The organism is Phycicoccus duodecadis, assembly GCF_002846495.1.
Classification (GTDB): domain Bacteria; phylum Actinomycetota; class Actinomycetes; order Actinomycetales; family Dermatophilaceae; genus Phycicoccus; species Phycicoccus duodecadis.
In genome coordinates this window covers 489,868-501,654 of the sequence record NZ_PJNE01000001.1, presented here as the reverse complement: position 1 = coordinate 501,654, position 11,787 = coordinate 489,868, and the positions used below count along the sequence as shown (strand labels likewise).

At 72.2% G+C, this 11,787-nt stretch carries 10 protein-coding genes; all 10 read left to right on the top strand.

Features of this window, described 5'->3' with window-relative positions:
- Window positions 1-170 precede the first annotated feature (170 nt).
- The 10 genes from ftsZ to dnaE all read left to right on the top strand — a co-directional run bounded on the left by ftsZ (window position 171) and on the right by dnaE (window position 11,667).
- On the top strand, window positions 171-1,487 hold the full coding sequence (gene ftsZ, locus ATL31_RS02340) for a cell division protein FtsZ (RefSeq protein WP_101394354.1): 1,317 nt from the start codon (window positions 171-173) through the stop codon (window positions 1,485-1,487).
- A gap of 69 nt (window positions 1,488-1,556) precedes the next feature.
- Window positions 1,557-2,261 (top strand): purine nucleoside phosphorylase YfiH/LACC1 family protein, encoded by a 705-nt coding sequence (locus tag ATL31_RS02335; RefSeq protein ID WP_101394353.1) that lies wholly within the window; start codon window positions 1,557-1,559, stop codon window positions 2,259-2,261.
- The gene (locus ATL31_RS02330) at window positions 2,258-2,953 is read left to right on the top strand and encodes a YggS family pyridoxal phosphate-dependent enzyme (RefSeq protein WP_101394352.1); all 696 of its coding nucleotides are present in this window, start codon (window positions 2,258-2,260) and stop codon (window positions 2,951-2,953) included. The genes ATL31_RS02335 and ATL31_RS02330 overlap by 4 nt, the downstream gene beginning before the upstream one ends.
- 55 nt (window positions 2,954-3,008) lie before the next feature.
- Complete coding sequence (locus ATL31_RS02325) at window positions 3,009-3,488, top strand: cell division protein SepF (RefSeq protein ID WP_101394351.1); 480 nt, start codon at window positions 3,009-3,011, stop codon at window positions 3,486-3,488.
- A gap of 56 nt (window positions 3,489-3,544) precedes the next feature.
- Window positions 3,545-3,835, top strand: a complete 291-nt coding sequence (locus tag ATL31_RS02320; protein ID WP_101394350.1) for a YggT family protein — start codon at window positions 3,545-3,547, stop codon at window positions 3,833-3,835.
- A 133-nt stretch (window positions 3,836-3,968) separates the two neighbouring features.
- Window positions 3,969-5,420, top strand: coding sequence for a DivIVA domain-containing protein (locus tag ATL31_RS17030; RefSeq protein WP_101394349.1), 1,452 nt, complete (start codon window positions 3,969-3,971; stop codon window positions 5,418-5,420).
- A gap of 170 nt (window positions 5,421-5,590) precedes the next feature.
- On the top strand, window positions 5,591-6,499 hold the full coding sequence (locus ATL31_RS17135; RefSeq protein WP_101394348.1) for a TraR/DksA family transcriptional regulator: 909 nt from the start codon (window positions 5,591-5,593) through the stop codon (window positions 6,497-6,499).
- Window positions 6,472-7,050, top strand: a complete 579-nt coding sequence (lspA, locus tag ATL31_RS02305) for a signal peptidase II (RefSeq protein WP_245861844.1) — start codon at window positions 6,472-6,474, stop codon at window positions 7,048-7,050. The genes ATL31_RS17135 and lspA overlap by 28 nt, the downstream gene beginning before the upstream one ends.
- Window positions 7,043-7,963 (top strand): RluA family pseudouridine synthase, encoded by a 921-nt coding sequence (locus ATL31_RS02300; RefSeq protein WP_101394346.1) that lies wholly within the window; start codon window positions 7,043-7,045, stop codon window positions 7,961-7,963. Before lspA ends, ATL31_RS02300 begins: the two co-directional genes overlap by 8 nt.
- Before the next feature lie 80 nt (window positions 7,964-8,043).
- Window positions 8,044-11,667: a DNA polymerase III subunit alpha gene (gene dnaE, locus ATL31_RS02295; protein ID WP_101394345.1), complete on the top strand. Its 3,624-nt coding sequence runs from the start codon at window positions 8,044-8,046 to the stop codon at window positions 11,665-11,667.
- Window positions 11,668-11,787 lie beyond the last annotated feature (120 nt).

Genomic DNA, 11,787 nt, shown 5'->3' with positions numbered 1-11,787 from the left:
ATTTGCTCCCCGGGATGTCGCGACACGCCCCGACGGAGGTGTGCGTCGGCCGTGGGTCGGACGTAGCGTCGTCCCTCGAGACACCGTGACCGAACCGTGATCCTCGACCTGAGGTCGAGAGTCATCCCGGCCGCACCGACCGTCCTGAACCTCGTTGGAAGGCCCGAACCGTGGCAGCACCCCAGAACTACCTCGCCGTCATCAAGGTCGTCGGCATCGGCGGCGGCGGTGTCAACGCCATCAACCGGATGATCGAGGTCGGCCTCAAGGGCGTCGAGTTCATCGCGGTCAACACCGACGCGCAGGCGCTGCTCATGAGCGACGCCGACGTCAAGCTCGACGTCGGTCGTGAGCTGACCCGCGGTCTCGGCGCCGGCGCCGACCCCGAGGTCGGCAAGAAGGCCGCCGAGGACCACGCCGAGGAGATCGAGGAGGTCCTCAAGGGGGCCGACATGGTCTTCGTCACCGCGGGGGAGGGCGGCGGCACCGGCACCGGCGGCGCGCCCGTCGTGGCCCGCATCGCCAAGGGTCTCGGCGCGCTCACCATCGGCGTGGTCACCCGGCCCTTCACCTTCGAGGGACGCCGCCGCGCGAACCAGGCCGAGACCGGCATCGCCGCGCTGCGCGAGGAGGTCGACACCCTCATCGTCATCCCCAACGACCGGCTGCTGTCGATCAGCGACCGCGGGGTCTCGATGCTCGACGCCTTCCGCAGTGCCGACCAGGTGCTCCTCTCGGGTGTGCAGGGCATCACCGACCTCATCACCACCCCGGGCCTGATCAACCTCGACTTCGCCGACGTCAAGTCCGTCATGCAGGGGGCCGGCTCGGCCCTCATGGGGATCGGCTCGGCCCGCGGCGAGGACCGCGCGGTGCAGGCGGCCGAGCTCGCGATCTCGAGCCCGCTGCTCGAGGCCAGCATCGACGGCGCGCACGGGGTGCTGCTCTCCATCCAGGGTGGCAGCGACCTCGGCCTGTTCGAGATCAACGAGGCCGCCCGCCTGGTCCAGGAGGCCGCCCACCCCGAGGCCAACATCATCTTCGGGGCGGTCATCGACGACGCGCTCGGCGACGAGGTGCGGGTCACCGTCATCGCGGCCGGCTTCGACGGTGGCGCGCCGCTGCACCGGGCCGACAGCCGCGCCCTGGGTACGATCTCGGGCCGCCCGGTGCCCCCCGCGGTCGCCCCGGCGGCACCCACCACCCCGTCCACGCCCGGCGCCCCGCCGAGCCCGGGCGCCGCGGCCCCCGCGGGCGGGCCCGGCACCGCCGCGCCGGCCCCCACCTACGCGCCGCCGCCGGTCGCGCCGGCCGCTCCCGAGTACCGTCCGGAGCCGGTGGCCGCACCGCGGCCGCAGCACGACGACGAGGCTCCGGTACGTACCGAACGCGAGTCGACCCCGGCCGAACCCGTGCGCCAGCAGCCCCCGCGCACCGTCACCTTCGACAACGACGACGACCTCGACGTCCCCGACTTCCTGAAGTAGGGCGACGCCGAACGGGCGGGGGTGGGGCCGGGGACCGGCTCCACCCCCGCCCGCGTCTACGGTGGGGACGTGTTCATCTGGGACGAGACCAGCGGCGGCGTGCGCCGCGCCGTCACCGGCCGGGCCGGCGGGGTCAGCACCGGCGAGCGGGCCGGGCTCAACCTGGGCGGCCACGTCGGTGACGACCCCGCCGCCGTGGCCGAGAACCGCCGGCGCCTGGCCGCCGCCCTCGACCGGCCGGTGGTCTACATGTCCCAGTGCCACGGGGCCGAGGTCGCGGTCGTCGACGCCGTCCCGCTGCTCGCCCCCGCGTGCGACGTGCTCGTCACCACAGCCCCCGACCTGGCCCTGGCGGTGCTGGTGGCCGACTGCGTACCCCTGCTGCTCTCGGGCGACGGCGTGGTCGCGGCGGTGCACGCCGGGCGTCCGGGGCTGATGGCGGGCGTCGTGCCGGCCGCCGTCACCGCCCTGCGCGACCTGGGCGCGACCCGCATCGACGCCGTGGTCGGGCCGTCGGTGTGCGGCCGCTGCTACGAGGTCCCCGCCGCGATGCGCGCCGACGTCGCCGCCGCCCATCCGGTCAGTGCCGCCGTCACCTGGTCGGGGACGCCCTCGGTCGACGTCGCGGCCGGGGTCGTCGAGCAGCTCCGGGGCCTGGGCGTCGCCGTGCGCTGGCTGCCTGGCTGCACCAAGGAGCGCGACGACCTCTACTCCTACCGCGGCGCCCCCACGACCGGCCGGTTCGCGGGCGTCGTGCACCGGGTGGCGTCATGAGCCCCCGCGAGGCCGAGCTGGCGGAGCGCCTGGCTGCCGTCCGGGCCCGCATGGAGGACGCGCGCGTGGCAGCCGGCCGGGACGACACCCCCACGCTCGTGGTGGTCACCAAGTTCTTCCCGGGCAGCGACGTCGAGCTGCTGACCGGGCTCGGGGTCACCGACATCGGCGAGAGCCGCGACCAGGAGGCCGCCGAGAAGGTCGCGGCCCTGGCCCGCCGCGAGGCGCTGACGGTGCACTTCGTCGGCCAGGTGCAGTCGAAGAAGGCCGGCTCGGTCGCGCGCTACGCCGACGTCGTGCACTCCGTCGACCGGGCCAAGCTCGCGCAGGCGCTCGACCGGGGCGCCGAGCGGGCCGGCCGAGTCCTCGACGTCCTGGTCCAGGTGGGGCTCGACACCGCGGGGGAGCGCGGCGGGGTGGCGCCCGCCGACCTCCCCGGGCTGGCCGCCACCGTCGCCGGGCTCGAGCACCTGCGGCTGCGCGGGGTCATGGCCGTCGCTCCTCGGGAGGGGCCTCCCCGGCCGGCCTTCGCGCGGCTGCGCGAGCTCGCTGAGGCCCTGCGCGTCGAGCACCCCGGCGCCACCTGGATGTCCGCCGGGATGAGCGCCGACCTCGAGGACGCCGTGGCCGAGGGCGCGACACACCTGCGTGTCGGCACGGCAATCCTCGGAACTCGTCAGTCACACGGGTAACTTCGGTCACGACGCACGGCACCGGAAGGCGGAGCCGACGACCGAGGAGTACGTGATGGCTGGCGCACTGCGCAAGACGATGGTCTACCTTGGCCTCGCCGAGGACCAGGGCCACTACGACGACGAGTACTACGAGGGCTACGACGAGCAGCCCGAGGTCGCCGACCGCACCGAGCACCGTGGCGCCGAGGTCACCCCGCTGCCGACCCGCCGACCCGTGGCCGAGGTCGTGCGCAGCCACGACGTCGGCAGCGTCTCGCGGATCACGACGATCCACCCCCGCACGTACAACGAGGCCAAGGTCATCGGCGAGAACTTCCGCGACAACGTGCCGGTCATCATGAACCTCACCGACATGAGCGACTCCGACGCCAAGCGTCTCGTCGACTTCGCGGCCGGCCTGGTCTTCGGCCTGCACGGCAGCATCGAGCGCGTCACCTCCAAGGTCTTCCTCCTCTCGCCCGAGACCGTCGAGGTCAACGCCGAGGAGGGCCCGGTCGCCGCCGGCGGCCGCGCGGTGTTCAACCAGAGCTGACGACCCCGGCCCCCCGCCCGGCGGTGCGCTCCGGGCGATGAGCCACACTCGTACCCATGAGGTCGATCTTCGCCGTCCTGGCCTTCGTGGTCTTCCTGTACCTCGTCGTGCTCATCGGTCGGGTCGTCTTCGACTGGATCCGCATCTTCGCCCGCGAGTGGCGGCCCCGCGGCCCGGTGCTGCTCGTCGCCGAGCCCGTCTACACGCTCACCGAGCCGCCGCTGCGGGCCCTGCGCCGCGTCATCCCGCCCCTGCGGCTGGGCGCGGCCAGCATCGACCTGTCCTTCATGGTCCTGTTCTTCGGCGTGATCATCCTGCAGTCGGTGCTCAACTCGCTGGCCTCCTGAGCACTCGCCAGGTCACGGGGGTAGACACCTGTCACGTGGGCCCCGTCATCGCGTAGTCTGTGCCGAACCCGGAGGCGGCATCCGCCGTCCCTCCGGGCCCGTCCCGTGACCGACCGGCCACCAGGAGTTGCACATGGCTCTCACGCCCGAGGACGTCCTCAACAAGACGTTCACCCAGACCCAGTTCCGTCGTGGGTACGACGAGCGGGAGGTCGACGACTTCCTCGACGACATCGTCGCCGAGATGCGCCGGCTCTCGAAGGAGTCCGAGGACCTGCGCAACGAGTCCGGCGTCAGCCGTGAGGGGCGTGGCATGGCGCCCGCGATCTCGCGCGACTCCGACGCGGCCCGCGAGCTCGAGGACCTGCGCTCCAAGAACGCCACCCTCGCCGCCCGCGTCTCCGAGCTCGAGGGCACCCGCAGCGAGCTCACCGCCCGCCTCGGCGAGTTCGAGAACTCCAGCGGTGACCACGACGCCCGCGCCGCCGAGCTGCAGGGCATGGTCAGCCGGCTCGAGCAGCGCAACCGCGAGCTCGAGCAGCAGGCCACCTCGCTGCAGGAGCAGCTCGAGGAGCTGCGCGGCACCAGCGGCGACTCCGACGCCCGGGTCACCAACGCCGAGCGCCGCGCCACCGAGCTCGAGCACCACGCGACGCAGATCGAGCGCCACGCGAACGGGCTCGAGGAGCGCGTCCGCCAGCTCGAGGCCGAGCTGGCCCAGGCCCGCGAGGAGGCCACCGCGGCCACCGGCGAGCGCGACCAGCACGCCGCCGCCCTCACCGCCGCCCGCGACCAGGCCGGGGCCGAGACCGACGAGCGCGTCGGCATCCTCGAGACCCGCCTGCAGGAGGCCGAGGAGCGCGCGCAGCTCGCCGAGCAGCAGGTCCAGGAGGCCCAGGCCCGGGTCCAGGACGCGGAGGCCCGCGCCCAGCAGGCCGAGCAGCGTGCGGCCGAGCAGCAGGGCACCGACGGTGGGGTCGGCGCCGCCGCCCTCGCCGGAGCCGGTGGGGGTGCCAGCGCCGCGGGCGTCATCGCCCTCGCGCAGCGCCTGCACGACGAGCACGTCGCCGCCGGCGAGGCCAAGCGCGACGAGCTGGTGTCCGAGGGTCAGCGCAAGCACGACGAGCTGCTCGGCACCGCCCAGCGCAAGCACGAGGAGCTCATCACGACCGGTCAGGCCCGCTTCGACGAGCTGGTCTCCACCGGTCAGGCCCGCCACGACGAGCTCGTCTCCACCGGTGAGGCCCAGCACGAGGAGCTCGTCACCACGGCGACGAACCAGCGTGACGAGATGATCGGCACGGCCACGACCCAGCGCGACGAGATGCTCACCGAGGCGCGCGAGCGCTCCACCGGGATGGTGGCCGAGGCCCAGCAGAAGAAGGCCTCGATCCTCGAGGAGCTCGGCCGCGAGCGCGGTCTGCTCGAGCGCAAGATCGAGGAGCTGCGCGGGTTCGAGCGCGACTACCGCAGCCGTCTGCACGAGTACATCCAGGCTCAGCTGGCCGACCTCAAGAACGTCGGCGGCGACGACGACGAGGCCGCCGAGCCGGCCGAGGCTCCGCAGCACGAGCACCAGGGCTGACGCCCGTCACGGCGAGGAGGGGTCCGGGCACGTTCCCGGACCCCTCCTCGTTGGGGAGCCGGGACGTACCGGCCACCGACCCGATGTCCGGTTCGGCCCGCTGACCTCGTATCCTCCTCGCACGGCGCGCCGCACGGGCCCGCCGCCACACCCCGGAAGGGTTACCCGCAATGGTGGTCAAGCGCGCGATGGACGCGGCGAAGAAGACGACGGCCGCGGCAGCGTCCTCGGCCCGACGAGCGGTCACCCGGGGCGGGGGCAGCACGGCCGCGGAACCCGCCAAGAAGGCCTCGACCGCGAAGGCGGCTCCGGCTAAGAAGGCCTCGACCGCCAAGGCCTCGACCGCGAAGGCGGCTCCGGCCACGAAGGCCTCGACCGCCAAGGCCGCGACGACGAAGGCGGCTCCGGCCACGAAGACCTCGACCGCCAAGGCCGCGACGGCGAAGGCGGCTCCGGCCACGAAGGCCTCGACCGCCAAGGCCGCGACGGCGAAGGCGGCTCCCGCCAAGAAGGCCTCGACGGCGAAGGCGGCTCCCGCCAAGAAGGCCTCGACCGCGAAGGCGGCTCCCGCCAAGAAGGCGTCGACCACGAAGGCGGCTCCGGCCACGAAGGCCTCGACCGCCAAGGCCTCGACGGCGAAGGCGGCTCCCGCCAAGAAGGCGTCGACCGCCACGAAGGTCTCGGCCGGCTCGCTGCCCGTCCGCGAGGGCGAGTCGAAGTGGACCGCGGCCGAGGTGCGCGAGGTGCGCGCCGAGCTCGAGGGCGACATCGCCCACCTGCGCGAGGAGCTCGAGCACGCCCAGAGCGACCTGGTCGACCTGATGCGCGACTCCGGCGACGGTGCCGGTGACGACCAGGCCGACGCGGGTGCCAAGACCTACGAGCGCGAGCAGGAGATCTCCCTCGCGAACAATGCCCGCGAGATGCTCGAGCAGACCGAGCACGCCCTCGCGCGCCTGGACGACGGGACCTACGGGACATGCGAGTCGTGCGGCAACCCGATCGGCAAGCTCCGGCTCCAGGCGGCGCCGCGCGCGACGCTGTGCATGCCGTGCAAGACCAAGGAGGAGCGTCGCTGACGGGCATCGAGCCCTCGCCGACGCCGGTCGACGCGCCCGCGCGGGCCGACCGGCGGGGTCTGCGCACCCGGCTGGCGGTCGTCGCCCTCGCGGTGCTGGCCCTCGACCAGGCCACCAAGGCGTGGGCCCTGGCCGCCCTGACCCCCGGGGAGCCGGTCGACGTGCTCGGCTCCGCCATCCGGCTCAACCTGATCCGCAACGCCGGCGCGGCCTTCTCGCTCGGTGACGGCTCGACCTGGGTGCTCACCCTGGTCTCGCTGGCCATCCTGGTCGGTGTGGTCATCGGGGCGCGGCGGGTCGCCAACTCCCCGTGGGCGCTCTCGCTGGGTCTGCTGCTCGGCGGCGCCGTCGGCAACCTCGTCGACCGGTTCGCCCGCGAGCCCGGCCCCGGGCGCGGCCACGTCGTCGACTTCATCGACTACTTCGGCTTCTTCATCGGCAACGTCGCCGACATCGCCATCGTGGTGGCGGCCGGCGTCATCATGGTCCTGGCCCAGCGCGGGATCTCGGTCGGCGCCCCCGTGCACCACCCCGAGCACGCCGATGGCTGACCAGCGCAGCTTCCTGGTCCCCGAGGGGCTCGAGGGCGAGCGGGTCGACGCCGCCATCGCCCGGCTCTTCGGCCTCTCGCGCACCCGCGCCGCCGACCTCGCCGCCGCGGGCGAGGTCAGCGTCAACGCGACCGTCGTCGGCAAGAGCCACCGGGTCAGCGGGGGCGACCTGCTCGAGGTGACCATCCCCAGCGGCCCGGCGGCCGTCCTCGAGGTCGTCGCCGAGCCCGTCCCGGGCATGCGCGTGGTCCACGACGACGACGACATCGTGGTCGTCGACAAGCCGGTGGGCGTCGCGGCCCACCCCAGCGTCGGCTGGACCGGCCCCAACGTGCTGGCGGGCCTCAAGGCCGCCGGCTACCGCATCTCCACCAGCGGGGCCAGCGAGCGCCAGGGCATCGTCTCGCGTCTCGACGTGGGCACCTCCGGGCTGATGGTGGTCTGCAAGAGCGAGCGCGGCTACTCGGTCCTCAAGCGTGCCTTCAAGGAGCGCCGGGTCGAGAAGACCTACCACGCGCTGGTACAGGGCCTGCCCGACCCGCTGGTCGGCACCATCGACGCCCCCATCGGCCGCCACCCCGGGCACGACTACAAGTTCGCGGTGATGGACTCGGGCAAGCACGCCGTCACGCACTACGAGCTGATCGAGGCCTTCCGGCACGCGAGCCTGCTCGACATCCGGCTCGAGACCGGCCGCACCCACCAGATCCGCGTGCACATGGCCGCCGTGCGCCACCCCTGCGTCGGCGACCCCACGTACGGCGCCGACCCCACCCTGGCCGCCCGTCTCGGCCTCGAGCGGCAGTGGCTGCACGCCGTCGGGCTGGGCTTCGAGCACCCCGGCTCGGGGGAGTGGGTCACCTTCGAGAGCGGCTACCCGGCCGACCTCCAGGGCGCCCTCGACCGTCTCTGACGCGGCGCGGCAGGGGGTGCGGGCGACACGGTCCGCGACACGCCCGGCGGTGTCCCCGGGCCGACCTAGGATGGTCGGCGATGTCCTCCCCGTCCGCCCCGAGTCCGAGCCCGTCGCCCCCCGCGAAGGGCTCCGACCAGTTCGTGCACCTGCACGTGCACACCGAGTACTCGATGCTCGACGGCGCGGCCCGCATCGGTGACCTCTTCACCCGTGCCGCCGAGCTCGGGATGCCCGCGCTGGCGACCACCGACCACGGCTACGTCTTCGGCGCCTACGAGTTCTGGAAGAAGGCCCAGGGCACGGGGGTCAAGCCGATCATCGGCGTCGAGGCCTACGTCACCCCGGGCACGCACCGCACCGACAAGACCCGCGTCAAGTGGGGCGACGAGCGCACCCGCCCCGGCGACGACGTCTCCGGCTCGGGCGCCTACACCCACATGACGCTGCTGGCCCGTGACAACACCGGCCTGCACAACCTCTTCCGGATGGACTCCCAGGCCTCGCTCGACCAGGTCTACGCCAAGTGGCCCCGCGTCGACCGCGAGCTGCTCGACCAGTACGGCAAGGGCCTGATCGCCACCACGGGCTGCCCCTCCGGTGAGGTGCAGACCCGCATCCGGCTCGGCCAGTACGACCTGGCCAAGCAGGCCGCCTCCGACCTGCGCGACATCTTCGGGGCTGAGAACTTCTTCTGTGAGCTGATGGACCACGGGCTCGACATCGAGCGCCGCGTCCAGCAGGACCTGCTGCGGATCGCCCGCGAGCTCGGGCTGCCGCTGGTCGCCACCAACGACCTGCACTACACCAGCCCCGAGGACGCCAAGGCCCACGGCGCCCTGCTGTGCGTGCAGTCGGGCTCGACGATGATGGACCCGGGCCGGTTCAAGTTCGACGCCGACGACTTCTACCTCAAGTCCGCCGCCGAGATGCGCCACACCTGGCGCGAGCTGCCCGAGGCGTGCGACAACACCCTCCTCATCGCCGAGATGTGCGACATCTCGTTCACCGAGGGCGAGGGGCGCTTCATGCCGCGCTTCCCGTGCCCGCCCGGTGAGAACGAGGAGAGCTGGTTCGTCAAGGAGGTCCAGCGCGGCCTGCGCGAGCGCTTCCCCGAGGGCATCCCCGCCTACGCCCAGCGCCAGGCCGAGTACGAGACCGAGGTCATCGTCTCGAAGGGCTACCCGGGGTACTTCCTCGTCGTCGCCGACTTCATCACCTGGGCCAAGGAGAACGGCATCCGGGTGGGCCCGGGCCGTGGCTCGGGTGCCGGCTCGATGTGCGCCTACGCCATGAAGATCACCGACCTCGACCCCGTGCCGCACGGCCTGATCTTCGAGCGCTTCCTCAACCCCGAGCGCGCCTCGATGCCCGACTTCGACGTCGACTTCGACGAGCGCCGACGCGGCGAGGTCATCCGCTACGTCACCGAGAAGTACGGCTCCGAGCGGGTCGCGCAGATCGTCACGTACGGCACCATCAAGGCCAAGCAGGCCGTCAAGGACTCCGCCCGCGTCATGGGCCACCCCTTCTCGGTCGGCGAGCAGCTGACCAAGGCGATGCCCCCGGACGTCATGGGCAAGGGCGTGTCGCTCTCGGGCATCTACGACCCCGAGCACCCCCGCTACGGCGAGGGCAAGGAGTTCCGCGACCTCGTCGCGCAGGAGCAGTACCTCCAGGAGGTCGTCGAGACCGCCAAGGGCCTCGAGGGGCTCAAGCGCCAGTGGGGGGTGCACGCGGCCGGCGTCATCATGAGCAGCGAGCCCCTGATCGACGTCATCCCGATCATGCGCCGTCTGCAGGACGGGCAGGTCATCACCCAGTTCGACTACCCGAGCTGCGAGTCGCTCGGCCTGGTCAAGATGGACTTCCTGGGCCTGCGCAACCTCACCATCCTCGACGACGCCATCGCCAACGTGCAGGCCAACCGGGGCGAGGACATCGACCTCGACGCGCTCTCGAAGGACATGACCGACAAGGCCACCTACGAGCTGCTCGGGCGCGGCGACACCCTCGGGGTGTTCCAGCTCGACGGCGGTGGGATGCGCACCCTGCTGAAGCTGATGCAGCCCGACAACTTCGAGGACATCTCGGCGGCCCTGGCGCTGTACCGGCCCGGCCCGATGGGCGTCAACGCCCACACCAACTTCGCGCTGCGCAAGAACGGCAAGCAGGAGCTCATCCCGCTCGACCCGCAGCTCAAGGGCAAGCTCCAGCCCGAGATGGTCGAGGCCCTCGAGCCCATCCTGGGCACCACCTACGGCCTGGTCATCTACCAGGAGCAGGTCATGGAGATCGCGCAGCAGCTGGCGGGGTACACCCTCGGCAACGCCGACCTCCTGCGCCGCGCGATGGGCAAGAAGAAGAAGGAGGTCCTCGACAAGGAGTACGTGCCCTTCTCGGACGGCATGAAAGCCAAGGGCTTCACCGAGGCCTCGGTCGCGGCCCTCTGGGGCGTCCTGGTGCCGTTCTCCGACTACGCCTTCAACAAGGCCCACACCGCGGCGTACGGCCTGGTCTCGTACTGGACCGCCTACCTCAAGGCCAACTACCCGGCCGAGTACATGGCGGCCCTGCTCACCAGCGTCGGCGACGACAAGGACAAGTCCGCCCTCTACCTCGGCGAGTGCCGGCGGATGGGCATCAAGGTCCTGCCGCCCGACGTCAACGACTCGGTCGGCCAGTTCGCCGCCGTCGGCACCGACATCCGCTTCGGCCTCAACGCCATCCGCAACGTCGGGCACAACGTCGTCGAGGCCATCGTCGCCGCACGCGAGGAGAAGGGCCGCTTCACCTCCTTCCGTGACTTCATGTCCAAGGTCCCGGCGGTGGTGTGCAACAAGCGCACCATCGAGTCCCTCATCAAGGGCGGCGCCTTCGACGGCCTGGCCGAGACCCGGATGGGCCTGGTGCGGGTGCACGAGGAGTACGTCGACGCGTTCGTGGCGGTCAAGCGCCAGGAGGCCATCGGCCAGGACAGCCTCTTCGGCTCCTTCGGTGACGACGACGGCGGGGGCTCCTCCGGGGGCGACCTGATGGGCCTGGCCCCGGTGCCGGGCGTCGAGTGGGACAAGTCGACCCTGCTCTCCTTCGAGCGCGAGATGCTCGGGCTCTACGTCTCGGACCATCCCCTGCTGGGGGTCGAGCACGTGCTGGCGGCCCACGCCGACACCCAGATCGCCGCCCTCACCGCCGATGAGGGCGGCCGGCCCGACTCCTCCATGGTCACCATCGCGGGGCTCATCACCGGGCTGCAGATCAAGCGCACCAAGAAGGGCGACCTCTGGGCCATCGCGACCCTCGAGGACCTCGCCGGCTCCATCGAGTGCCTGTTCTTCCCCAGCAGCTACATGACGGTCTCGGGGATGCTCCAGCAGGACCAGATCGCCGTGGTGCGCGGCAAGATCAACCGCCGCGACGACACGGTCTCGATCTACGCGCAGGAGCTCACCCTGCCCGACATCAGCGACGGCCCCCGCGGCCCGGTGGTGGTGTCGATGGAGACCGTGCGCGCCACCACCGAGCGCATCGAGGAGCTCAAGTCGGTGCTCACCAACCATCCGGGCACCACCGAGGTGCACCTGCGCCTGCTCAAGCCCGGGCGCGCCGTCGAGATCCGGCTCGACCCGGCCTACCGGGTCAACGCCGACGAGGCGCTGTTCGGCGACCTCAAGGTGCTCCTCGGCCCCCGCTGCCTCTCCTGACCCGGCGCGCCCAACGCCGCGGTGAACGCACGATGACGGTCGCGAGTCGCGCGTATCGCCCCCTCCCGATCGGCTGTGAACTCCCTTAGGGTGAGGGCGCCTGACCGACCCCCAGGGAGA